Source organism: Leucobacter sp. OH1287 (assembly GCF_003859945.1).
Taxonomy (GTDB): domain Bacteria; phylum Actinomycetota; class Actinomycetes; order Actinomycetales; family Microbacteriaceae; genus Canibacter.
In genome coordinates, this window is record NZ_RQYM01000008.1 from 32,739 (window position 1) to 55,785 (window position 23,047).

The window sequence follows — 23,047 nt, forward strand, 5'->3', positions numbered from 1 at the left end:
TATGACAACGATTCTTTCCCCCGAAAAAATAGCCGCGCAGATAACCACGCAGATGACAGTGAAAACGCTGCTGCGCTGGGACCTCTCGTTCTTGCGGGCGATCCCCGGCGGCGCCTTTATCGCGCTCGGTTTTATGTTCTTTATCACCAGCCAGGTCGGTGCCGCTGAGGCAATGCCGTGGGGAATGCACCGCCTAATCGGTGGTCTCGCGTTCTCGGTCGGGATCGTGCTGGTTGTTGTTACCGGCGGTGAACTGTTCACCTCCTCAACGATGGCGCTCAGCGCCAGGGCAGCGGGCAGGATCACAACACTGCAGCTGCTCGGCCTGTGGACGCGCTCATATCTCGGCAACCTGGTTGGCGCGGTCAGCGTTATTTTGCTGTGCTATTTTGGCGGGATCCACCACAGCGCCGAAGGGGCCTGGGGCGATCTGGTGATTAAAACCGCCGAGTATAAGGTCAGCCACTCGCCGTTTGAGGCGTTTGTGCTCGGCATCGGCTGCAACCTGCTCGTGTGTATTGCGGTGTGGACGGCAAACGCCGGTAAAACCGTGATCGACAAGCTGTTTCTGCTGATGCTGCCGGTCGCAATCTTTGTTGCCACCGGGTTTGAGCACTCGGTTGCGAACATGTTTATGCTGCCGTTCGGGATGCTCCTCGGCGCCGATATTACGGCGGGGCAGCTGCTGCTCGGTAACCTCTTGCCGGTGACGCTCGGCAACATTGTTGGCGGTGGCGTTATGATCGGGCTGTTTTACTGGTTCGTCTTCCGCGGGGCTAACACCGCCGCAGAGCCGGTCGCTGCGGAACAGCTAAACCGCGCAGAGCCGTAAACCGGCCGCCCCGGGCGCTGCCCAGTCGCCAGGTGGTCTGGCTTACTACGCTGCCTGGAGCTGGTGCTGCCGAGCGGGTGGGGTACTACGCTTTCCCGTTTCGCTCCCGGTGTTTACAGCCGGGCCAGCAGCACGGCCGTCGCTTACCCTCGTGCAGTTCCTCAAGCGTCCGGCGAATCCGCCGCTCCCGGGTCGCCTGCTGTTTCGCGTCACCAACCCAGCAAATAAACTCGTTGCGGCCCAGCACGGTGAGCCCCTGCCAGAGATCAGCGGCGGGCGGATCCGCCAGCAACGCCGTTTCCAGGTCAGCGGGCAGCGGGTGCACCGCGCCGCCCAACAGCGGATCAGACTGCCCCGGTTCGGTCTCCTTGCTCATCGCTTAAACGTCCTTCGGGTAGCTCGGTTCGAGACGCTTGAAGGTGCGGATCACAAGCACGGTGATCGGTGAGAAGCAGATCTCGACAATCGTTTTAATCGCGAAACCAACCAGCACATAGTTGAGGAACGTACCAAAATCGGTGATGCCGATAACCTGCGCCGCGATTGAACAGAACACAACCGTGTCGACGAGCTCACCGATAACGGTGGACAGCGCGATCCGCCCAAACAGCAGTCGCTCGCCGGTGCTGCGCTTGAGCCGCACCAGCGTCCAAGCGTTAGCGAGCTGACCGGTTAAGAAGCCGAGCAGCGAGGCGATGACGATAAGCGGAACCGGGCCGAGTGTGCGCTCCAGCGCCTCCTGCCCGTCATACCACTCGGCGCCCGGCAGCGCGATAATCACCCAGTAGCAGACCGCCGCAAACGCGCTCAGCGCGAAGGTTGTGATAATCGCCAGGCGGCTCGCCTTAAAACCGTAAATCTCAGAGACCACATCGCCGATAATGTAGGCGAGTGGGAACAGGAAGAAGCCGCCGTCGGTGACGATTTCGCCGAAGGTGACACCCTTTGATGCGCCAATGTTGGAGATAATCAGCACAACCGCCATGGTCGCGATCAACACCGTAAAAATAGAGCTGCCGTGCGAGGCGAAGCGGCCAACAGGCTGCGATTTTGTGGGGCGGGTGGATCCGGCGGGCGCGGCATCCCGCGCGGCGTGGGCGGATCCGCCCCCACCGCGCTGATTAGCCTCGGGTGCTTTACTGGTTGGGTTGGCTTGGTTAGCAGACACGTCAAATATCTCCGGGTCGTAAAACGTCAGGGCAAGAGTAGCTTTAAAAGTTTGCGCGGAGCGGAACAGTTTACGACGCACCCGCGCTTAGCTTATGCACTACGGTGTCACGATCTCTACGATCCCGTACACGCCTGCTGCCCCAGACGGTGCACAAAAATAATACACCAAAGCTAAAAGGAGGAAACTCTTTAAGTTACTAGACAGCGGAAACGGCTATTATTGAAGCTTGACGTTACTTGACGTTATTGACGTTAGGAGAGGTTTTGAGTCCTGTGCTGCCGGTGTGGTTTGAGATCGGTTCGATGGTTATCCTCGTGGGAATCCTCGTGTTCGATCTCCTTATGATTATTAAGCGACCACACGTTCCGACCATGCGCGAATCCGCGATCTGGGTTGGGGTTTATGTTGCGCTCGCGCTCATCTTCGCGGCGTCAATGTTTATTATCGGCGACGCACAGCACGGCTCAGAGTTCCTCGCCGGTTGGCTAACAGAGTATTCGCTGTCGATTGATAACCTGTTTGTTTTCGTGATGATCCTGGGTGCCTTTAAAGTTCCGCACAAGTATGTGCAGCGCGCCCTGATGATCGGTATTGTGCTCGCGCTGATCTTCCGCGGTATTTTCATTCTCGCCGGTGCGGCGCTGATTGAACGCTTCAGCGCGATCTTCTACGTGTTTGGTGCGTGGCTGATCTACACCGCCTGGAAGCAGATTAAACACGATGAAGAAAACGCTGACGGCGAGGGCTGGATGGTGCGCGCCTTTAAGAAGGTGCTGCCGTTCACTGACGAGTATCACGGCGGTCACACCTCCGTGAAAATCGACGGGAAGCGCTACTTTACGCCGTTCCTGCTGGTTTTGATCGCGCTCGGCTCAACCGATATTCTGTTCGCGCTCGACTCGATTCCGGCGATCTTCGGTATCACCCAGAGTCCGTTTATTGTGTTTACCGCGAACGTCTTTGCGCTGATGGGTCTGCGCCAGCTCTACTTCCTGCTCGGTGGTCTGCTCGACAGGCTCGAATACCTGCACTACGGTATTGCCGCGATCCTCGGCTTTATCGGTGTGAAACTGGTGCTGCACGCGATCAGCCACAACGAGCTGCCGTTTATTAACAACGGTGAGCACATTGACATCTGGACACCAAACACCTGGGTGTCACTCGGCTTTATTGTGGTTGCGATGCTCGTGGCGACCATTGCAAGCCTGATCAAGATGCGCAAGAGCGGCGAGCGGATCCACGGTGGTGCGTATGAAAAAGAGTAGTCAGCCGGAGGTAGCGGCCAATAGTGCTAGACCGCGCACCCTGCCCGAGAAGGTGTGGGACGCACACGTTGTTGTGCCGGGGGAGAACGGTGAACCCGATCTGCTCTATATTGACCTGCACCTGATCCACGAGGTGACAAGCCCGCAGGCGTTTGACGGGCTGCGGATGGCGAACCGGCAGCTGCGGCGCGTTGATCTCACCGTTGCAACCGAGGATCACAACACCCCGACGCTCAACATCACCAGGCAGATTGCCGATCTGAACAGCCGGATCCAGGTGGAGACGCTGCGCAAGAACGTGAAAGAGTTTGGTGTGCGTGCGCACCCGCTCGGCGATGCTGAGCAGGGGATTGTGCACCTGGTTGGCCCGCAGCTGGGTCTAACCATGCCGGGTATTACCGTGGTCTGCGGTGACAGCCACACCTCAACCCACGGGGCGTTCGGTGCGATGGGCTTTGGTATCGGCACAAGCGAGGTTGAGCACGTGTTCGCAACCCAGACGCTGCCGATGAAGCGTTTTAAGACGATGGCGATTAACGTTGAGGGTGAGCTTCGCCCGGGCGTTACAGCGAAGGATATTATTCTCGCTGTGATCGCTAAAATCGGCACCGGTGGCGGGGCTGGTTACGTGCTTGAGTATCGGGGATCGGCGATCCGCAGCCTGTCGATGGAGGGGCGGATGACGATCTGCAACATGTCGATTGAGGCTGGCGCGCGCGCCGGTATGATCGCGCCCGACGAAACCACTTTTGCCTACGTTAAAGGCCGCGAGCGTGCCCCCAAGGGCGCCGACTGGGATGAGGCGGTTGCCTACTGGAAAACCCTCGCAACCGACCCCGGCGCGAAGTTCGATAAAGAGATTTTCATTGACGCGAGCTCGCTTGAACCGTTCGTCACCTGGGGCACAAACCCCGGTCAGGGTGTGCACCTGAGCGAGGAGGTGCCGGATCCGGCAAGCTTTGACGACCCGAACGACCGGGCCGCGGCAGAGCGGGCGCTCACCTACATGGATCTGGAACCGGGCACCAAGATGAAAGACATCGCGGTTGACACCGTGTTTATGGGATCCTGCACCAACAGCCGCCTGGAGGATTTGCGCGAGTTTGCCGCGCTGATCAAGGGCAAGCGGAAAGCACCCGGTGTGCGGTTGATGGTGGTTCCCGGATCCGCTCGCGTGCGACTTGACGCTGAGGCGGAGGGGATCGACAAGGTGATTGAGGAGTTCGGCGGCGAGTGGCGTTTCGCCGGCTGTTCAATGTGTCTCGGCATGAACCCGGACCAGCTAAAACCCGGGGAGCGGTGTGCCTCAACCTCCAACCGCAACTTTGAGGGTCGGCAGGGTAAGGGCGGGCGCACACACCTGGTGTCGCCGCTCGTTGCCGCAGCAACCGCGATCCGCGGCACCCTGTCAAGCCCGTGGGATCTGAAACAGGATGCGGAGCGGGGGATCACCTACGACGTCGCTGAGGGGGTTTAACGGTGGAAAAGTTTACAACCGTCACCGGCATTGCAGCGTGCATTGAACTGTCAAACATCGACACCGACCAGATTCTGCCGGCGCAGTTTTTGAAACGGATCACCAAAAGCGGTTTTGAGGACGCGCTGTTTTATAACTGGCGACAGGATCCCGACTTCCTGCTCAACAATCCGCCCTTTAACGAGGCAAAAATCCTGATCGCCGGGCCAGACTTCGGCACCGGGTCGTCGCGTGAGCACGCGGTTTGGGCGCTGCGCGATTTCGGGTTCAGGGTTGTTATCTCAGCCAGATTCGGTGATATTTTTCGGGGCAACGCCGGGAAACAGGGCCTGCTCGCGGCAAAAATCACGGAGGAGGAGACCCAGCAGCTGTGGGATTTGCTGAAAAAGGACCCTACCACGCCGGTGACCGTGAGCCTGGAAGACTGCACAGTTCGGTGTGGTGAACTCACGATAGAATTTGATATAGATGAATACACTCGGTGGCGATTGCAGGAGGGGCTTGACGATATCTCGTTAACCCTCAGAAACGAAGACAAGATTGCCGCCTACGAAGCACGGCGCCCAAGTTGGATGCCGACAACCCCGAAAGACAGCACGAGGTAACAGTGAGCGATAAAACAGCAGAGGGTCTAAAACTCGACGCAAAGAAATCCGGGCAGCGAGTTGGCCTGACCTCCGATGAGATTATTATCAACGGTGGTCGCCCCCTGCGGGGACGGATCGAGGTGCGCGGCGCAAAAAACCTCGCCACCAAGGCGATGGTTGCGGCGCTTTTGGGTAAGAAAAAGAGCGTGCTGCGCAACGTCCCCAACATCTCGGATGTGCGTGTTGTTGCCGGGCTGCTCGCCCTGCACGGTGTGCTAATCACCCGCGGCAAAAACGACGAGTGGATCCTGGATCCGAGCAATGTTGAGGTGGCCCACGCGCCAGACATTGACGCGCACGCTGGCTCATCCCGTATCCCGATCCTGTTCTGTGGACCGCTGCTGCACCGTCTCGGTGAGGCGTTCATCCCAGACCTCGGCGGCTGCCGTATCGGTGACCGCCCGATTGACTTCCACCTGGACGCGCTGCGCGAGTTCGGCGCGGTTATCGAGAAACTGCCGAGCGGTATCAGCCTGACCGCACCAAACGGTTTGCACGGCGCTAACATTGAGCTGCCATACCCGTCGGTTGGCGCAACCGAGCAGGTGCTGCTAACCGCCGTGCTCGCGAAGGGTCAGACCGAGCTGCGGAACGCCGCAATCGAGCCGGAGATCGTTGACCTGATCTGCATTCTGCAGAAGATGGGCGCGATTATCACCATCGAGGCAAACCGCGTAATCTTCATTGAGGGCGTTGAGGAGCTTGGCGGCTACAACCACAAGGCAATCTTCGACCGCAACGAGGCCGCCAGCTGGGCTGCCGCAGCGCTGGCAACAAAGGGCGACATTATGGTTGGTGGCGCCCGCCAGGAAGATATGATGACCTTCCTCAACGCCTACCGCAAAATCGGTGGACAGTTCGAGGTGCTGGATGACGGGATCCGCTTCTGGCATGATGGCGAAGCCCTAAAACCGGTGATTATTGAGACCGATGTGCACCCCGGGTTTATGACCGACTGGCAGCAGCCGCTGGTGGTTGCGCTAACCCAGGCGGAGGGTGTTTCCACAATCCACGAAACCGTTTACGAGAACCGTCTCGGCTTCACCAGCGCCCTCAACAAAATGGGTGCGCAGATTGTTGTGCACGAGCAGGGCCTCGATGACGGCCAGCGACGAGTGATGCGCCGCGAGTTTGAACAGGCCGCGGTGATTACAGGGCCAACCCCGCTGCACGGCGCGGAGGTTGAGGTGCCGGATCTGCGCGGCGGCTTCAGCTACCTGATCGCGGCGCTCGCGGCGGAGGGGCAGAGCAAGATCACCAACCTCGGCATCATCTCCCGCGGGTACGAAAACTTTATTGAGAAACTCCGCAAACTCGGCGCCGACTTCATCTTCGAGGCATAACATGCAGCAGACAATCAAACTCAAGGGCCGTTCCTCACCAGAGAAGCGACGCCCGTCGATGTTCTGGTTGTTTGGGCCGATTGTTAACAACATCTGGCGTCTGTTCACCAAATATCGGATCACCCCCGGCTCGAAACTGCCCGCAACCGGGCCGTTCATCGTCGCCAGCAACCACTTTAGTGAGGTGGATCCGCTGGTTGTCGCCGTCGGTGTTTACCGCCTTGGCAGGCTGCCACGGTTTATGGCGAAGGCGTCACTGTTTCGGGTGCCGGTGCTCGGCTGGGTGCTGCGCTCAACCGGGCAGATCGCTGTTGAACGCAACCGCGGTCAGCGCAACAGCAGCAACCCGATCGCTGCCGCACAGCAGCTGATCGCAAACCAGTCGGGCATTATCATCTACCCAGAGGGGACGCTCACCCGCGACCCGTCACTGTGGCCGATGCGCGGCAAATCGGGTGCGATCAGGATCGCGCTTGAACACAAGATTCCGCTCTATCCGATGGCGCACTGGGGAGCCCAGCAGATTAAGGGCCGCTACAGCAAGGGCCTCAGCCTGTTCCCGCGTAAGCAGCTCTCTTTGGCGGTGGGGGATCCGCTGGATCTCAGCGAGTTTGAGGGCAAGGAACTAACCCAGCAGGTGCTCGCGGACGCAACCGACAAACTGATGGCGGAGATCACCAGGCTGGTGGCGAAACTGCGCGGCGAGAAAGCACCGGAGACGCGGTGGGATCCGGCCGCAACCGGCCAGGCAGAGACGGGCAGGTTCTAGCCGTGGCAGCGCGCAAAAAACGACCGACCGGCCCGAAAGTCGCCGTGATTGGCGCGGGAAGTTTCGGCACAACCTTCGCGAAGATCCTGTGTGATGCGGGGTGTGACGTGGTGCTGTGGGCGAGACGCGACGAGGTTGCCAGCGAGATCAACATGGGGCACCGTAACTCCCGCTACCTGCACGGCATTAACCTGCCGAAACAGCTGGTTGCAACAAGCGATATTGACGAGGCCGTGAGCGGCGCCGAGATGGTGTTTTACGCGGTTCCGAGCCAGACAATGCGCGCGAACCTGGTGGCGTCAAAACCGTATTTCCGACGTGACGCGATCGCGGTTAGTCTCGTCAAGGGTGTTGAGAAGGGCACCCGGCAGCGGATGAGCGAGGTTATGACCGAGTCGCTGGAAATCCCGATTGAGCAGGTTGCGATTGTTAGCGGCCCAAACATTGCGCTTGAGATCGCGAAGGAACAGCCAACCGGTGCGCTCGTCGCCTGTGTTGACCTGGATAACGCCGACTGGGTTGCCAGGGCCTGCCACACCGCATACTTCAAAACCTACATCAGCACGGATGTCACCGGCACCGAGCTTGGCGGTGTGCTGAAGAACCTGATCGCGCTCGCGATCGGCATTGTCGACGGTGTCGGCTACGGCGAAAACACTAAAGCGTCGATTATTACGCGCGGTCTCGCCGAGATGACCGAGTTCGCTGTCGCCTCCGGCGCAAACCCGACAACCATGTCGGGTCTTGCCGGGCTGGGGGATCTGATCACAACCTGCCAGTCGCCGCTCTCACGCAACTCAACCGCGGGCCGGCTGATCGGTCAGGGCTACACGCTGCAGGAAACAACCTCGGAAATGAACCAGGTCGCTGAGGGGATCAGCTCGGTTGAGCCGGTGCTTGAGCTTGCCCAAAAGCGTGGCGTGGAGATGCCGATTGTGCAGCAGGTTAAGATGGTGCTTGACGGCACAATGAAGCCAGCGGATCTCGCTCCCCACCTCGCAACCGAGGACGATGTGCCGCAGGAGGAGCTGAACCTGACGGCGGAGCCGGTTCGTGATTCAGCTTGGGAATGGTTTAAGAAGCTTTTTAGTAGGGAGTCAGAACAGTGACAACTGCAGGCAGTAAAACAGCGTCCACCGGTGAGAAGCTAACCATCGCGCTGCTCTTCGGCGGCCGCTCCAGCGAGCACAGTGTCAGCTGTGTGACAGCGAACAGCGTCTACCAGTCGCTTGACCACAGCCGCTACAGTGTTGTGCCGGTTGGGATCACAAAGAACGGCGAGCTTGTGCGGGTCACCCCGGAGGAGCTTGGGCAGTTCAGCCTCGACAGTGAACAGCTGCCGGAGGTGCCAGCAACCGGCAACCGGGTAGTTTGGCCGGGATCCGTTAACGACCACACCCTCCGTGAGGTGAGTGACGAAGGAACCCTTGAACCGGTTGCGAAAATCGACGTTGTGCTGCCGATGCTCCACGGTCCGTGGGGTGAGGACGGCAGCGTGCAGGGCATGTGCGAGTTCATCAACCTGCCCTATGTTGGCAGCGGGGTGCTCTCGTCCGCTCTCTGCATGGACAAGCACACCCTCAAGGTTGTGCTCGCCGCCGCAGGCATCGCGGTTGCGCCGTGGAACACGGTCACACAGCAGCAGCTCGATGCGGATCCGGCAATCATCAAAACCCTCGATGCGGGCCTTAACTACCCGCTGTTTGTGAAACCGGCGCGCGCCGGCTCAAGCGTTGGTGTTAGCAGAATCACCGACCCGAGCGAGCTTGCTGAGGCGATCGCGGTTGCGCTGAAAGAGGATCACACGGTGCTGATCGAGTCGGGCATTAGCGGCCGCGAGGTTGAGATTGCGGTGCTCGAAAACCGTGACATGCGCAGCCTGCGCGCGAGCGACTGCATCGGCGAGATTGTGTTCAACGGCAGAGACTTCTACGATTTTGAGTCGAAGTATCTGGGCGCTGCGGGCGCTGACGTGGTGCTGCCCGCTGATGTCACCGCTGAGGAGTATCAGGCGATCCGCGACGAAGCCTTTAAGGCGTTCCGGGCTGCCGGCTGCGCTGTTTACGCGCGGCTCGATTTCTTCCTCACCGAGAACGGGCCGGTGTTAAACGAGATCAACACCCTGCCCGGGTTTACGCCGATCTCAATGTACCCGAAGCTGTGGCAGCAGTCGGGTCTTGGCTACAGCGACCTGCTGACCGAACTGATCGAGCTGGCGCGGCTCACCAAGCGCTAGTTAGCGCTGCCGCCGCTGTTCTCCAACAGGGGTGTCACCGCCGCCGTTAGCCGCCGCTGTTTTCATCATCCCCGCTGACACTGTCATCGGTTGAGTTAAGGTCGTTTGAGTTCAGCTCCGTGTCGGTGCTGCTGCACTGGCGCACCTGCGGCAGCTGCTGCACAGCGGCCGACAGCTCCAGCAGTGTGTCGGTGCCGCTGATCTGCTCCGAATCGACAAGCACATCAAATCCGGGTTCACGGCCGTAGGCGGTGAACCGGTACTTCGGCGCCTCCGTGTCATCAACCACCCAGTCAACGTCGTTAACCGTGATGCACGCCTGCTCGGTCGGCTGGGTTACGGCGAGACCGCAGCGCACAATCACCGCGGTTGGATCCCCCCACGCACCGGTTGCCTGCGCGTTGGTTGACCGCTTCTCAAGCTCACCGATTGTCGCGGGTAGTCGTACCGTCACTTGCGCGCACAGCGGATTGTTCGCGTCCTCGGCGGGCTCCAGCGACACCGTGCCCGCACAGCCGGTCAGCGCGATGGTCGCTGCGGCAGCGGCGAGAGCGGAAGCGGCGGTTAGGGGTCGTAAAAATTTCAGCACACTTCAAGGGTAACGCTAAAACCTCAAGGGTAAAATTTTTATCTGGCGGATCCGCCAAAACCCCGTCCGGGGAAAACACAGCGAAGCGAGTGGTGAAGGTGAATAGCGGCGAGCAAACAGTCGGTGAGATTGGTGAACTGGCGCTGCTTGATGTGATCCTCGCCGAATTAAAAACCCCAGACTGTGCAACGGTTGCAAACGGCGATGATGCCGCGGTGCTGCGACACAGCGGCGACACCGTGATCACAACGGACACGATGATTGAGGGGCCAGACTTCCGGCTCGACTGGCACACCGGTTTCGAGCTCGGGCAGAAACTTGCGGCAACGAACCTCGCAGACGTCGCCGCGATGGGGGCAACTCCGACCGTGCTAACCGTCGCAATCGCCTGCCCGCCCGAAACCAGGGTTGACTTCCTGCGGCAGATAGCGCGCGGTCTAACCCACGCCTGCGACCGGCTCGCGCCCGGAACTGCGGTTGTTGGCGGGGATCTCGCAACCGCGAAACAGCTTGTCTGCGCGGTCACAGCGCTCGGTGAGATGTGCGGCAGAAAACCGGTCACCAGGTCGGGTGCCAGGCCGGGAATGGTTATCGCCTACGCGGGGCTTCTCGGGCTCTCGGGTTACGGCCTGCAACTGCTCGCTGAACACGGCCGCCAGGAAGCCGAGCGGCTCTGCCCGCGGGCGCTTTACGAACACCTCACCCCGTCCGCTGCGGTGAGCGCGGGTGTGACGGCCGCCGAGGCGGGCGCGGGCGCGATGCTCGATGTCTCAGACGGGCTGGTGCTTGACGCGGCAAGAATCACCAGGGCAAGCGGTGTGCGGGTGAGCCTCAGCAGCGAGCAGCTGCAGCGGGTTAACGCGGGGAGGGTGGATCCACCCGGGCCGCCCCTTAACAGCATGCTCTACGGCGGTGAGGATCACGGTATGCTCGCCTGTTTTCAGGCGGCGAGTGTGCCTCCCGAGTTCACCGTGATTGGGCAGATTATCGCGGGCAGACCGGCGGTTTTGCTCGACGGTGAGGAGCTTAGTGGGAGCGGCTGGGATCCGTTTCAAAACAGCGGAAACCTCAGCTCGCAGGCACCTTAGGCAATAAAATGCACATTTTGCAGTGTGTAACCGGTATTCTTGATTACGTTGCATGTGCTTAATCAAATTATTTGAAAGGAAGTGAGATGGCACTTACCCAGCAGGAGAAAGAGCTGCTAGAACGCGTTGAAGGTCGCCTCGCAATCGGTGGCGAGTGGGTTGACGCTGAAGACGGCGGCACCCTGGATGTTTTTGATCCAGCAACCGGCGAGCTGCTGAAGAGCATCGCGGATGCGACAGTTGCTGACGCGGAGCGGGCACTTGACGCGGCCGTTGCAGCTCAGGCTGAATGGGCTAAAACTCCTGCGCGCCAGCGCTCACAGATTCTGCGCACCGCGTTCGACCTGCTGCAGGAGAAGCGTGATGACTTCGCACTGCTGATGACCCTGGAAATGGGTAAGCCACTCGCTGAGGCAAACGGTGAGGTCACCTACGGCGGTGAGTTCCTGCGCTGGTTCTCTGAGGAGGCTGTGCGGATCGGCGGTCGTTTCGGCCAGAACCCAGAGGGCACCGGTGACATGATCGTCTCCAAGCTGCCTGTTGGCCCATGCTACTTCATCACCCCGTGGAATTTCCCACTGGCGATGGCAACCCGCAAGATCGCGCCAGCGCTCGCAGCCGGTTGTACTGTCGTTATCAAACCAGCGGCTCTCACCCCGCTGACAACCATCTACTTCCAGCAGCTGCTTGAGGAGGCTGGCCTGCCAGCGGGTGTTGTAAACGTTGTGCAGACAAGCCGTTCAAGCGCACAGTCAGCAACCCTGCTCGCAGACACCCGTCTGCGCAAGCTCAGCTTCACCGGCTCAACCCCGGTTGGCGTGAAACTGCTTGAGGCAGCCGCCAAGAACGTGCTGCGCACCTCAATGGAGCTCGGCGGTAACGCACCTCTGATCGTTTTTGATGATGCCGACGTTGACACCGCGATCGAGGGTATCCTCGCCGCGAAGTTCCGCAACATCGGCCAGGCCTGCACCGCCGCTAACCGCATCTACGTGCAGGAGGGTATCGCCGACGAGATCGCTTCCCGCCTGTCAGAGCGTGTTTCTGCGATGAAGGTTGGCCGCGGTACCGAGGAGGGCGTACAGATCGGTGCGCTCGTTGAGCGGAAGGCTGTTGACAATGTGCAGCGTCTCGTTGCTGACGCACGGGATCGCGGCGCAGACGTGCTCACCGGCGGTAACGCGCTGGAGGGAGAGGGCTGCTTCTTCGAGCCAACCGTTGTTGACAAGCTGACAACCGAGGCCGCTATGGTGCAGGAGGAAATCTTCGGCCCTGTTCTCGGTATTGTCCGTTTCAAGACCGAGCAGGAGGCAATCGACCTCGCAAACGACACCGAGTACGGACTCGCAAGCTACGTCTTCACCGAGAACCTCGCCCGTGCACAGCGCATGATCACCGAGATTCAGGCGGGTATGATGGCGGTTAACGCGGGCGTTATGTCAAACGCTGCTGCGCCGTTCGGTGGCATCAAGCAGTCCGGCATCGGCCGCGAGGGCAGCCACGAGGGTATCGAAGAGTTCCTGTCAACCAAGTACACCTTCATCCCTAACCGCTAGGCCAGCCTAGCCAGTTTTGGCGGGTGGACCCCGCCACGGCGCTCCCCGTTAAGCTTCAGCACCGTATTTGGTGCGGCGCTTAGCGGGGAGCGTTTGCTTTGTTGCCGGGGTGCGCGGCCGGGCGCGGCTAGTCGCGTTCGCGGGGTCGGGCCGCAGGGCGCTGTGCTGGTGGGTTTTGTTGTTTTGCTGCGGCGCGGCTAGTCGCCCGCCGGCTCATACCACCAGCAGGTGGTCTCACCGTATTTCGCGTGCTTTACGGGCCTTAACCCAGCAGGCACCCGCGGTTCCGGGCTGCGACTGTCGCGCTCCACAAGCACACAGGCGTCGGCGGTGAGGTGCGGCAGCAGCGCCGTCAGATTGGCGGTGATAACATCCTCAGTAAAGTCGTAGGGTGGATCAATAAACACAACGTCGTAGGCGGATCCCCCATAGCCCTCTAGGTAGCTTTGGACGTCGCGCTGGTGGGCTGTTGCCGTTGCGCTAACCTCGGCGGCCTGCAGCGCCTTCTGCACGGCAGCCGTGTTCGCGGTAATGATTTTCACCGCTCCGGGGTGTTTTTCGACGAGGTCGGCGTGGGCAGCGCCGCGGCTGAGTGCCTCCAGCCCGAGCGCGCCGGATCCGGCATAGAGGTCGAGCACCCGGGTGTCTGTGACAAAACCCCACGAATCGAGGGTTGAGAAGATCGCCTCGCGCACCTTGTCGCTGGTTGGGCGGGTGCCGCGCGGCGGAACTGTCAGGCGGATGGATCCTGCCGCCCCCGAAATTATTCGTGTCACACTACAATTCTAGTGAAATCGGCGCGGTTTGCGTCCCGGTTTGCTACAGTTAGTCTCAGATGATTTCCCTTGATTCGCCGCTCAGTCAGGCGCTGCCGGAGAAAACCGCGGCAGCGTTCAAAAAAGCGTTTGACTATCAGAGCGTGCGCGATCTGCTGGAGCACTATCCTCGCCGCTACACAAAACGCGGTGAGTTGACGCCGCTGGAGTCACTGCCGCTGGGGGAGCACGTCACCGTTGTTGCGCAGGTGCTTGATGTGCAGAGCAGGCGGATGCAGAGCCGCGGCGGCACACTGTTGACGGCGCGGATCACCGACGGCACCGGCTATATGACGCTCACCTTCTTCAACCAGCCGTGGCGGGAAAAGGATCTGCGCCCCGGCAGGCACGGGCAGTTCGCGGGCAAGGTGAAAAGCTATCGCGGCACCCTGCAGCTGCAAAACCCCGAGTATCAGATGTTCACGAGCGAGGAAGAGCCGGAGGCAGCGGGTGTTGACCGGGAGGCTTTGCGTCAGGCGGCCGCGCTCGCGTTCTCACGCAAACCGATTCCCACCTACGCGGCAACCGGCACGCTGCCCACCTGGGTTATCGCGAAGCACATCACCGCGGTGCTTGAGCAGCTGCCTGAGCAGGCGGATCCGCTACCCTGGGAGGTCTGCGAGCATGCGGGCGTGATCAGCTATGACGCGGCGCTTAGGCAGATCCACACCCCGGAGAGTGACGCCGAGTGGCAAGCGGCGACCGAGTCGTTGAAGTTTCGGGAGGCCTTTGAGCTGCAGCTCGCGTTCGGGGTGCGCGCAGCGGGTTTGAAGCAGCAGCGGGCGGTTGCCAGGCCGCTCGGTGAGGGATCGCTGTTAAAGCGGCTCGATGCGCAGTTGCCGTACCAGTTGACGGGGGATCAGCGGCGGGCTGGCGAGATTTTCGCGGCGGAGTTGGCGCGTGACTATCCGATGCACAGGCTTTTGCAGGGCGAGGTTGGATCCGGGAAAACCCTTGTGGCGCTGCGGGCGATGCTGCAGGTTGCTGAGACGGGCGGCCAGAGTGCGCTGCTCGCGCCAACCGAGGTGCTCGCGGCCCAGCATTTTCAGTCGATTACGGAGCTGCTCGGTGAGGAACTAACCGCCCAACTGAAACCGCGCCTGATCACCGGCCAGATGTCGCAGCGGGAGCGGAAGGCGGCGCTGCTCGACGTTGCCGCCGGGGTTTCGCTGCTGGTGGTTGGCACGCACGCGCTGTTTAGCGAGAGCACCGTGTTTGCGGATCTCGCGCTCACCGTTATTGATGAGCAGCACCGTTTCGGGGTTGAGCAGCGGGAGGCGCTCAGGCAGAAGGGTTCCGCAGCGCCGCACCTGCTGGCGATGACGGCGACACCGATCCCGCGGACGGTTGCGCTCGCCGTGTTTGGTGATCTGGAGGTGACGACGATTAGGGAGCTGCCGCCCGGTCGCGCCGGGATCAGCAGTTTTGCCGTGCAGGTTTTTGAGCAGCCACACCTGGAGGCGCGCGCCTGGCAGCGTGCCCGTGAGGAGATCGCTGCAGGCCGGCAGGTTTATGTTGTCTGCCCCGCAATCTCGGCAGCGGAGGAGTCCCAGGAAGGAACAGCGGAGCGCGGCAGAGCGGGCGTTGAGCAGGTCGCCGAGCAGCTGCGGCGGCGGCCAGACTATGCGGGTGTGCGGATCGGAATCCTCACCGGTGCTCTTTTAAGCGCCGAAAAAGATGCGGTGATGGCGAAGTTTGCCGCCGGTGAACTGGATCTTTTGGTTGCGACGACGGTGATTGAGGTCGGTGTTAACGTGCCGAACGCGACCGCGATGCTGGTTTTGGAGGCGGACCGTTTCGGGGTTTCGCAGCTGCACCAGCTGCGCGGCCGGGTTGGTCGCGGCAGCCACGCCGGTATCTGCCTTTTGCTGACAACCGCCCCGCTGCAGTCAACCGCGTGGGAGCGGGTTGCCGCGGTCGCCGAAACAACCGACGGTTTCGCGCTCGCCGAGATCGACCTGGAACAGCGACGCGAGGGAGATATCCTCGGAACAGCCCAGTCAGGCGGCAAGTCTACACTGAAACTGCTGCGTGTCACCCGCGATGGCGAGGTGATTGCTGCGGCCCGCAACGCCGCTGAGGCGCTGCTCAGTGCGGATCCGCACCTGGCAAAACACGCTGAACTCAGGCGGTGGATTAGCGAGCGACAGCCGGAGTTAACAGCGCTCGCTAAGTCGTAGCGGATAAGCTTAAAGCTATGGCAAAACTAGCGGTTATTCCCGGCTCATTTAACCCCGTCACAAGGGGGCACCTCGATGTGATTGTGCGGGCAACAGGGCTGTTTGAGCGGGTGCAGGTGGTTGTTGTGCACAACCCCGAAAAGCAGGGGCTGATTAGCATTGCGGATCGCGTCAGCCTGCTCGTTGAGTCGCTTGCTGCCGAGGGGATTAGGGTGCAGCGGGAGCGGCCGGGCGAGAGCGCCGAAGCCGCCGGGGCTGACGCGCTCGCCGGGGCTGACGCGCTCGCCGCTGGGGTGGATCCGGGCGTCGTCGGTGTTGTTAGCGTCGCTGAGCTTTCGAGCGGCCTGCTGGTTGAGCACTGTCAGCGGGTTAACGCGGACGTTATTGTCAAGGGTGTGCGATCGCAGCTCGACCTCGCCTACGAGCAGCCGATGGCGCTGATGAACCGCGAGATGACCGGGATTGAGACGCTGTTTTTGCTGCCGGATCCGGCGTACGCCCACATCTCCAGCACGCTGGTAAGGCAGATCGCCGCGAGCGAGCAGAGTCTTGATCCCTATGTGCCCGAGCCGGTTGCGCGGTACCTGCAGCAGCGGCGCGGCTGAAGGCCCGGCTAAAAGCGCGGCTAAAAGCGCGGCTGAAAGGCGCGGCTGAAGGCCCGGCTGAAAGGCCCGGCGCGCGCGAGATTATAAAAGCGGCTAAGATAGACGGGTGAATAAAACGTCAAAAATGCTCCTGAACGTGCGCGACCTTGTGCACCGTCCGGGGGAGATGCGGGAGCTGCAGCAGGAGTATGTGCTGGCTGAGCCGTGGGGTGAGGGTCTGGCGGCTGTTGCTGCTGGATCCACCATCGCCGTTAACGGTCGCGCAGAGTCTGTTCACGAGGGGATTTTGCTCACCGGGGACGCAGCAACCGAGTTTGACGCAGAGTGCGGCAGGTGCCTGCAACACTTCACAGAAACGCTTCAAGTCGACTTTACCGAGCTTTTCGCGTATAATCCTACGGAGGCCGATGAATACGGGGTTCACGGTGATCACGTGAACCTTGAACCCCCGCTGCGGGACGCAATTGTGCTTGCACTACCGTTCCAGCCGGTGTGTCGTGCTGACTGTTTTGGGCTTGATCCAGACAGTGGCGAGCGACTCACTTCAGAAGCAGCAGCCGAAGCAACTCCCGCGGTTGATCCCCGCTGGGCTGCCCTGGCTGGTTTTTCGGTTGACAATGACAAATCAGGTGCTGAACACTAAACCGCCAAACAGGCGCGCCAAGATTCAGCAGTAAGACAAGAAAGAGACACCATGGCAGTTCCAAAGCGTAAAATGTCACGCTCGAACACCCGTCACCGTCGCTCACAGTGGAAAGCAAGCGCACCAGCGCTTGTAAAGACCGTTGAGAACGGCCGCACCGTTTACAGCCTGCCTCACCGCGCACGCGTTGTTGAGGATGCTCAGGGCACTCCGCTGTTCCTGGAGTACAAGGGACGTCGCGTAGCTGACGCCTAACGGTTAAACTGACGTTAAAACGATCAGAGTGACGAAAAAAACTCAAAAAAAACTGCCTGACGCAGCGGCTGAGCCCGCCGACGCGGGCAGTTTTTTTGCTAACTACGGCATTACCGTTGACCCGGAGCTGCTAGAGATCGCGCTCACTCACCGCTCCTGGGCGGCCGAGCACCGCGGCGCGCAGCACAATGAGCGGCTGGAGTTCCTTGGCGACTCCGTGCTCGGTTTCGCTATCGCCGCTAAACTGTACGCAGATTTTCCAAATGTGCGAGAAGAGGATCTGTCGAAGCGCAGGTCCGCGGTTGTATCAACCGTTGCGCTCGCACAAACCGCCAGACGGATCGGGCTCGGCAAGTACCTAAAGCTCGGCCGCGGCGAGATACTAACCGGTGGCAGCGATAAAGACTCGATCCTTGCGGACACCGTTGAGGCGCTGATCGGCGCAGTCTATCTCTCGAACGACACGAAAACCGCTGTCGATTTTGTGCTGCAGCTGCTCGCGCCGCTGCTCGCCGATATTGACGCTCTCACCGAGATGATGGATCCAAAAACCACGCTGCAGGAGCTCGCGGTGAAACGTGACTCGCCGCCCCCGCAGTATGAGCTGACCTCAACCGGCCCAGACCACAATCGCCGCTACACAGCGACCGTTTCGCTCTTGGGTGTCACCTGCTCGGGCGAGGGCACAAGCAAAAAAGCCGCCGAGCTCGCTGCGGCGAGAAGAGCCGTGATCCGCCTCACCAAACTGCAGAGCGATGCCTGAACTACCCGAGGTTGAAGTTGTTAGGGCGGGGCTTGCACCCGCGGTTAACGGCGCAACCGTGACCGGCGTTGAGGTGTTTGACGCGCGGTCGCTGAAACGACACATCAGCCTGATTGAGCAGCAGTCCGGCGAGATCGCTCAGGGGCACGGCAGAACCCTCGACGCGGCAACCCAGCAGCTGCGCGCGGCCGATTTTGAGAAGCGGCTAACCGGTGTGACACTCGGGCCGGCGGTTAGGCGCGGCAAGTTTTTGTGGATCCACATCGAGGGCAGTTCGTCGGTTCTGTTCGGGCACCTGGCGATGAGCGGCCAGCTGCTGCTGCGCGGCATTGACGCGCCGGACGATAAAAACGTGCGGATCCGTATCTGGCTAAACCACCCGGTGCACGGCGAATTGCGGATCGATTTTGCCGATCAACGCCGTTTCGGTTCGCTCGCAATTGACGAGCTGGTGGCAACCGACGACAGTCACCCCGGCGGCCTTGGCACTGAGCTGCCGCTGATCCCACAGCAGGCGGGGCATATTGCGCGGGATCCGCTCGACCCGGCGTTCCAGCAGGATGCTGCCGTGCGGGGGCTGAGGCAGAAGTCGCTGCCGATTAAAATGGCGCTGCTTGACCAGCGGATCCTCAGCGGGGTTGGCAACATCTATGCTGACGAGGCTTTGTGGGCGGCGCGGATCCACCCGGAACTGCCCGCGAACCAGGTTTCGGCAAAGCGGCTGAATGAGCTGCTGACGGCGGTGCAGTTTGTGTTTCAGAAGGCGCTCGCGGAGGGCGGCACAAGCTTTGACGCGCAGTATGTGAACGTTAACGGCGAGGCGGGCTATTTTGCGCACTCGCTGAACGCTTACGGCCGCAGCGGGAAACCGTGTAACAGGTGCGGGGAGACGCTGAAACGCAGCGAGGTTATCGACAGATCGAGTGTTTTCTGCCCGGTCTGCCAGGCAAAACGCCGTAGGCGGGGTTAGGCAGCGGGGGCGAAGCCGTGCATCTAAAGAGTCTCACGCTGAAGGGTTTTAAGTCGTTTGCCCAGTCGACGACGTTCGAGTTCGAGCCGGGTGTGACCGCGATTGTCGGGCCGAACGGATCCGGCAAATCGAATGTTTTGGACGCGCTCGCCTGGGTTATGGGTGAACAGGGCGCAAAAACTCTGCGCGGCGGCAAAATGGATGACGTGATCTTCGCGGGAACAGCCTCCCGTGGCCCGCTCGGCCGCGCGGAGGTGCGCCTGACGATTGACAACAGTGACGGTGCGCTGCCGATTGATTACACCGAGGTGACGATCAGCCGCACCCTGTTCCGTAACGGCTCCAGCGAGTACGCGATCAACGGCGAGGGCTGCCGGTTGCTTGATGTGCAGGAGCTGCTCAGCGACTCCGGTCTCGGCCGGGAAATGCACGTGATTGTTGGGCAGGGACAGCTGGATACGGTGCTGCGCGCAAGCCCGGAGGATCGGCGAGGTTTTATTGAGGAGGCGGCCGGAATTCTGAAGCATCGCCGCCGTCGCGAACGGACGCTCAGGAAGCTTGAGTCGATGGAGGCGAACCTGACGCGGCTTGAGGATCTCGCTTCTGAGGTGCGCAGGCAGTTAAAGCCGCTCGGTAAACAAGCTGCGATCGCGAAGAAAGCACAGCAGATTGCCGCCGAGGTGCGTGACGCAAAAGCGCGGCTTTTAGCGGACGATATTACCCGGCTGCAGTTCGAGCTGGGGGAGCTGTCGAAGGACGACGCACAGCGGCAGGCTGAGCAGCAGGTTTATCAGGACAAGCTCGGCCAGAAACAGCGACAGATTAACGAACTGGAGCGGCTCAGGCAAAACGACGAGGTGGATCAGGCGAGACGGGTAACCCTGAACGCGGAGGCGGTGCATGCGAAACTGCGTGGACTCTTCTCGCAGGCGCAGCAGCGGCTCACCTTCTTGGCGGGTCAGGTTGAGACCACAACCGCCCAAGACCTGATAACCCCCGAGCAGGTGAGCGCCGCCGAGGCTGAGACCACGCGGCTGGCGGATCTGGTACCCGCCGCCGAACAGCAGTTCACGGACGCAACCGAGCAGCTGAATCAAGCAACCGAGCAGCTGAACACGGTTGACGCTGAGATTGCCGAGCGGAGCGCGGCGGTTAGCGCCTACGATCTGGCGATAACCAAGCTGCGCGGTGAGGCTGAGGCGGCCGAGCAGCGTTTCCGGGCGACGCAGGCGGACGCGAACCAGCGCGAGAGCACACTCGCCGAGGCGGCCGCCCGGTTGGAGGAAGCGAACCGGGCGTTAAAGGAGTTTAACGAGGCGAACCCCGGCGGTGAGGCCGGGCCGGCGGGTGGTGCCGCGGGCGCGGGAGCTGCTGAAGCTGGCGGTGAGGCCGGGGGTGCCGGAACGGCGGGCGGTGCTGGCGCAGCTGGCGCTGGTTCGGGCGATGCCGCGGGCGCGGGCGCGGGCAGCCTGGATGCCGCCTACCAGGCCGCTGGCGAACAGCAGACCAAACTCGAAACCGAGCGCGACAGCGTGCAGAGCGATGTGCACCGCCTGGAGCGGGAGATCGCGGGCCTTGAGGCGCGGATCAGCGCACTCACCGCAACCCTGCAAACCCCTGACGCGAGCAGCGCGGTTTTGGCGGATCCGCGTTTCAAACAGCTGCAGAGCCTCACCGACGTCGCCGAGATCGCACCCGGCTACGAGGCCGCGGTTAGCGCCGCGCTCGGCCAGTTCGCGACCGCCATCTGCGCGGCCGACACCGACCAGGCGACCTCGGTCACCCGCTTCGCCGCCGAACAGGATCTCGGGCGGGTGCGGCTCCTAATCAGCGACCCCGCGGCTGCGGCTGGTGGATCCGTCACAAACGCCGAGCTGACAGAACTTGCTGCCGCGGCTGGGTTGCGGTCGCTCGCTGACGCGGTTAGCGCTCCGGCGGCGCTCAGGCAGCTGCTCGCTAACACCTTTGTTGCGCCCGATATTGACAGCGCGATCGCCGGGCACAGGGCGCTCAGTGAGTCCTCGGTGAACTTTACGATTGTGACCGCGGGCGGCGCGGTGCCGGAGGGTGCCGAGCCGGATGGAGCGGGGGTGACCGACACGGTGCTCGGTCGCTACACCATTGATGGCGGATCCGCCAGCGCGCCCTCAAAACTGGAGATTCAGGCCGAAATCGCTGAGGCAGCCGACAGGCAGGCTCACCTCGCTGCTGAGCTGGAGGCCAAAAGCGAGACCCTCGGTTCATTGAAACAGCGGGTCGCGGACGCGAAAACAGCCGCGCAGGCAGCCCTGAAACAGCTGCGTGACGCGGACGCTGAACAGGCCCGCATCGCCCAGCAACGAAACCGGCTGACCGTCACCGCGGAGGCTGCGGCTGCCGAGCACAGTCGCGCAAAACAGAACCGGGAGGCGCTCGCTGACGCGGTTAGCGCAGCAGAGCAGGCAGCGGCAACGGCGGCAACGGCGCTGCAGGAGGCGCAGGAGAAACCGCGTCCGGTGCTTAACGCGGCTGAGCGTGATCCGCTGGTTGCGGCGCAGGAGGCAGCGCGATCCGCCCAGATTGAGGCGCGGTTAGAGGCCCAGGCGGCGAAGGAGCGGGTGCGGGCAGCGAAGCTCACCGCCGAGTCGCTGCAGCGGCAGTTTGTTGCGCAGGAGCAGGCGGCTCTGGAGCGTGCACGCCGGAAGGTTTTGCGGGATCAGCAGAGTATGCGGGCGCAGCGGGTTGCTGACGCGCTGCCCGCACTTTTGGAGATTGCGCAGTCGGCGGTTGTTGAGGCGAAGAGCAGGCAGCGGCAGACCGAGGAGAATCGGGCCAAGCAGAGCCAGGAGCTGATCCTGGTGCGCTCTGAGGCGGCGGAGCTGCGCGGCAAACTGCAGGCGCTGACCGAGCGCGGCCACTCCGCCGAGCTGAAGAGCTACGAGCGTAAACTGCAGCTGAAGTCGCTGATTGAGCGCGCCCACAACGAGCTCGGCATGACCGAGCAGCTGCTGGTCGCCGAGTACGGCCCCGACCAGCCGGTTGTGACGCAGCCCGCGGGTGATGGCGACGCTGCCGCCGAAACCGGTGATGCTGCCGCTGCTGAGGGTGAAACCCCGGCGGTTTCCTACGTCAGGGCTGAACAGCAGCAGCGCTTAAAGCGCGCCGAAGCGGCGCTCGCGGAGCTCGGCAGAATTAACCCGCTCGCGCTTGAAGAGTTTGCGGCGCTTGAACAGCGTAACAACTTCCTGCACCAGCAGCTTGGCGATCTGAAGAACACCAAACAGGACCTGCTGAAGATCATCAGTGACCTCGACACCAAGATGGAAAACATCTTCGCCGCCGCTTTCGCCGACACAAAACAGGCGTTTAATGAGGTGTTCCCGGTTTTGTTCCCGGGAGGCAGTGGCAGCATCTCGTTGACGGATCCACAAGACCTGCTGAACACCGGAATCGAGATGGCGGTGAAACCCGCCGGTAAGAAGGTTGAGAGACTGTCGCTGCTCAGCGGCGGTGAACGGTCGCTCGCCGCGATTGCCTGGCTGATCGCGATATTTAAGGCGAGGCCGAGCCCGTTCTACATTATGGACGAGCTTGAGGCGGCGCTCGACGACGCGAACCTTGGCAGGCTGCTTAACGCCTTTGAGGATCTGCGGCAGCGCTCGCAGCTGATCGTTATCACCCACCAAAAGCGGACCATGGAGATCGCCGACGCGCTCTACGGGGTGTCGATGCGCGGTGACGGGGTTAGCGCGGTTGTTGGCCAGCGGCTGCGCGAGGAGTCCGCTTAGCTCTTAGCGGCTAGCGGGTCGGCTCGCGGCTGGCTGCTCGGCCGGTGCCGGAGGGCTCAGTTAGCTTAGCTGCTAG

Annotated in this window: 21 protein-coding genes; 17 read left to right on the top strand and 4 right to left on the bottom strand. The window is 61.5% G+C overall.

What is annotated here, in order from left to right; all coding sequences use genetic code 11:
* Position 1 precedes the first annotated feature (1 nt).
* Positions 2-832 (top strand): formate transporter FocA, encoded by an 831-nt coding sequence (locus EII30_RS05770; protein ID WP_124886384.1) that lies wholly within the window; start codon positions 2-4, stop codon positions 830-832.
* A gap of 85 nt (positions 833-917) precedes the next feature.
* On the opposite strand, the gene EII30_RS05775 is transcribed toward EII30_RS05770, so the two are convergent.
* Together EII30_RS05775 and EII30_RS05780 are read right to left on the bottom strand one after the other, a co-directional pair.
* Positions 918-1,208, bottom strand: coding sequence for a YdeI/OmpD-associated family protein (locus tag EII30_RS05775; RefSeq protein WP_124886385.1), 291 nt, complete (start codon positions 1,206-1,208; stop codon positions 918-920).
* Positions 1,209-1,211: 3 nt separating this feature from the next.
* Positions 1,212-2,000, bottom strand: a complete 789-nt coding sequence (locus tag EII30_RS05780) for a queuosine precursor transporter (RefSeq protein ID WP_370267004.1) — start codon at positions 1,998-2,000, stop codon at positions 1,212-1,214.
* A 266-nt stretch (positions 2,001-2,266) separates the two neighbouring features.
* On the opposite strand from EII30_RS05780, the gene EII30_RS05785 reads away from it, so the two are divergent.
* From EII30_RS05785 to EII30_RS05815, 7 genes are all read left to right on the top strand, one after another.
* Entirely contained in the window at positions 2,267-3,268 is a 1,002-nt protein-coding gene (locus tag EII30_RS05785; protein ID WP_124886386.1) for a TerC family protein, read from the top strand.
* A complete protein-coding gene (gene leuC, locus EII30_RS05790; protein WP_124886387.1) occupies positions 3,255-4,745 on the top strand; it encodes a 3-isopropylmalate dehydratase large subunit in 1,491 nt (496 codons plus the stop codon). Before EII30_RS05785 ends, leuC begins: the two co-directional genes overlap by 14 nt.
* A 2-nt stretch (positions 4,746-4,747) precedes the next feature.
* Complete coding sequence (leuD, locus tag EII30_RS05795; RefSeq protein ID WP_124886388.1) at positions 4,748-5,350, top strand: 3-isopropylmalate dehydratase small subunit; 603 nt, start codon at positions 4,748-4,750, stop codon at positions 5,348-5,350.
* A gap of 65 nt (positions 5,351-5,415) precedes the next feature.
* Complete coding sequence (gene murA, locus EII30_RS05800) at positions 5,416-6,735, top strand: UDP-N-acetylglucosamine 1-carboxyvinyltransferase (protein WP_370267013.1); 1,320 nt, start codon at positions 5,416-5,418, stop codon at positions 6,733-6,735.
* A gap of 1 nt (position 6,736) precedes the next feature.
* Entirely contained in the window at positions 6,737-7,504 is a 768-nt protein-coding gene (locus EII30_RS05805) for a 1-acyl-sn-glycerol-3-phosphate acyltransferase (protein ID WP_199731586.1), read from the top strand.
* A gap of 2 nt (positions 7,505-7,506) precedes the next feature.
* Positions 7,507-8,613 (top strand): NAD(P)H-dependent glycerol-3-phosphate dehydrogenase, encoded by a 1,107-nt coding sequence (locus EII30_RS05810; RefSeq protein ID WP_233569303.1) that lies wholly within the window; start codon positions 7,507-7,509, stop codon positions 8,611-8,613.
* Positions 8,610-9,740: a D-alanine--D-alanine ligase family protein gene (locus EII30_RS05815; protein ID WP_124886390.1), complete on the top strand. Its 1,131-nt coding sequence runs from the start codon at positions 8,610-8,612 to the stop codon at positions 9,738-9,740. Before EII30_RS05810 ends, EII30_RS05815 begins: the two co-directional genes overlap by 4 nt.
* Positions 9,741-9,786: 46 nt before the next feature.
* Here the strand turns inward: EII30_RS05815 and EII30_RS05820 are convergent, their stop codons facing one another.
* Complete coding sequence (locus EII30_RS05820; RefSeq protein WP_233569304.1) at positions 9,787-10,329, bottom strand: DUF3515 family protein; 543 nt, start codon at positions 10,327-10,329, stop codon at positions 9,787-9,789.
* Between the two features lie 92 nt (positions 10,330-10,421).
* On the opposite strand from EII30_RS05820, the gene thiL reads away from it, so the two are divergent.
* Together thiL and EII30_RS05830 are read left to right on the top strand one after the other, a co-directional pair.
* Positions 10,422-11,417, top strand: coding sequence for a thiamine-phosphate kinase (thiL, locus tag EII30_RS05825; protein WP_233569305.1), 996 nt, complete (start codon positions 10,422-10,424; stop codon positions 11,415-11,417).
* 86 nt (positions 11,418-11,503) lie between these two features.
* Positions 11,504-12,973, top strand: a complete 1,470-nt coding sequence (locus EII30_RS05830; protein WP_124886391.1) for an NAD-dependent succinate-semialdehyde dehydrogenase — start codon at positions 11,504-11,506, stop codon at positions 12,971-12,973.
* Between the two features lie 197 nt (positions 12,974-13,170).
* On the opposite strand, the gene rsmD is transcribed toward EII30_RS05830, so the two are convergent.
* Complete coding sequence (rsmD, locus tag EII30_RS05835; RefSeq protein ID WP_124886392.1) at positions 13,171-13,749, bottom strand: 16S rRNA (guanine(966)-N(2))-methyltransferase RsmD; 579 nt, start codon at positions 13,747-13,749, stop codon at positions 13,171-13,173.
* Positions 13,750-13,808: 59 nt separating this feature from the next.
* Between rsmD and EII30_RS05840 the strand changes: the two genes are divergently transcribed.
* From EII30_RS05840 to EII30_RS05870, 7 genes are all read left to right on the top strand, one after another.
* Positions 13,809-15,968: an ATP-dependent DNA helicase RecG gene (locus tag EII30_RS05840; protein WP_124886393.1), complete on the top strand. Its 2,160-nt coding sequence runs from the start codon at positions 13,809-13,811 to the stop codon at positions 15,966-15,968.
* Between the two features lie 17 nt (positions 15,969-15,985).
* Entirely contained in the window at positions 15,986-16,573 is a 588-nt protein-coding gene (locus EII30_RS05845) for a pantetheine-phosphate adenylyltransferase (protein ID WP_124886394.1), read from the top strand.
* Positions 16,574-16,697: 124 nt separating this feature from the next.
* On the top strand, positions 16,698-17,216 hold the full coding sequence (locus EII30_RS05850; RefSeq protein ID WP_124886395.1) for a DUF177 domain-containing protein: 519 nt from the start codon (positions 16,698-16,700) through the stop codon (positions 17,214-17,216).
* Positions 17,217-17,267: 51 nt separating this feature from the next.
* The gene (rpmF, locus tag EII30_RS05855) at positions 17,268-17,471 is read left to right on the top strand and encodes a 50S ribosomal protein L32 (protein ID WP_124886396.1); all 204 of its coding nucleotides are present in this window, start codon (positions 17,268-17,270) and stop codon (positions 17,469-17,471) included.
* Positions 17,472-17,499: 28 nt separating this feature from the next.
* Positions 17,500-18,234 (top strand): ribonuclease III, encoded by a 735-nt coding sequence (gene rnc / locus EII30_RS05860; protein ID WP_370267007.1) that lies wholly within the window; start codon positions 17,500-17,502, stop codon positions 18,232-18,234.
* Positions 18,227-19,204: a bifunctional DNA-formamidopyrimidine glycosylase/DNA-(apurinic or apyrimidinic site) lyase gene (mutM, locus tag EII30_RS05865; RefSeq protein ID WP_124886397.1), complete on the top strand. Its 978-nt coding sequence runs from the start codon at positions 18,227-18,229 to the stop codon at positions 19,202-19,204. Before rnc ends, mutM begins: the two co-directional genes overlap by 8 nt.
* Before the next feature lie 17 nt (positions 19,205-19,221).
* The gene (locus EII30_RS05870; RefSeq protein WP_124886398.1) at positions 19,222-22,971 is read left to right on the top strand and encodes an AAA family ATPase; all 3,750 of its coding nucleotides are present in this window, start codon (positions 19,222-19,224) and stop codon (positions 22,969-22,971) included.
* Positions 22,972-23,047: the final 76 nt, after the last annotated feature.